Annotated in this window: 2 protein-coding genes; both read right to left on the bottom strand. The window is 61.6% G+C overall.

Annotated elements, in window-relative coordinates; all coding sequences use genetic code 11:
• Positions 1–350 (bottom strand): PAS domain S-box protein (locus JF66_RS19080; protein ID WP_035880459.1); only part of this gene is annotated, 350 nt, incomplete at its 3' end.
• Positions 347–835 (bottom strand): hypothetical protein, encoded by a 489-nt coding sequence (locus JF66_RS24665; protein ID WP_156109930.1) that lies wholly within the window; start codon positions 833–835, stop codon positions 347–349. The genes JF66_RS24665 and JF66_RS19080, both read right to left, overlap by 4 nt.
• Positions 836–956 lie beyond the last annotated feature (121 nt).

Below are 956 nucleotides of genomic sequence, written 5' to 3'. Positions count from 1 at the left end.
TCGCGCGCCGCGGCGAACACACCCAAAACGTTGCCGTCAACATCCCGGTACACCGACGCGTTGTACAACACCTCCATCAACGTGCCGTCCCGATGACGCATCGTCAACGGGTAATCAACGGCCATGCCCTTCTCAAAAACCAGCTGGTAAACCGCCTCCGCCTTCTCCGGCTCCGTGAAGCAATCCGAGAACGCCGTCCCGATCAACTCCACCCGCGGAATACCCGTCGCCTGGACCGTCGCCTCATTGGCATCCGTGATCAGCCCCTCTGGACTGATCGCCACCAACGAATCCAGACTCGACTCAATCATCGCCCGGGCCGCCACGAACGCCTGCCGCGCGCCGGTCACAGCGCGCCCAATCGTGGCTGCGCCACCGACTGCGCCGTCGGCATGGCGATCACGGCGTCCTTCGTGACCTCGTCGATGGCGCCCAGGAGAAGGAGATTTCGTCGGCGCCGGAGCGTATCCGCCGTGATCACCATCAGGGCATCTCCCCGCTCACAGAGGGAGAAACTGACGCTGCCCGGGAACACATTTCCGTACCAGTGCCTCACGCTCAGGTTCAACTCCACGCCGCCGTGCTCTATCTCAGGATCTGTCATCGAACCTTCCGGGGATGCATTTGGGAGATAGTCCGGGGGCAACACCTGAACTGGCTGACCCACCAACTCGACGTGCTCATAGCCGGGCAGCACCCACGCAGGGTGAGTGACACTCCTGATGACACCCGTTCCGTCAAAGCCCACCGCGGCGTCCGGGAGAACCTCAACACGTCTCTCGCCTGTCCTGTTCGAAGCCATCTGAGCCTCAATCCGCACCAGCCAGGAGATCACGTCTGCACTGATCGGCGACCGCCCCGACCCGATCACATCCCACTACGCGGTGCATTTTCCTGGGTTCCATTTTTTTTGGACTATCACGATCGGGAAGTTCAAGCGGTGGTGCGAAAGGATC

Source organism: Cryobacterium sp. MLB-32 (genome assembly GCF_000738085.1).
Taxonomy (GTDB): Bacteria; Actinomycetota; Actinomycetes; order Actinomycetales; family Microbacteriaceae; genus Cryobacterium.
The sequence above is the reverse complement of the archived record's forward strand: the minus strand, read 5'-3'. Positions and strand labels throughout refer to the sequence as shown.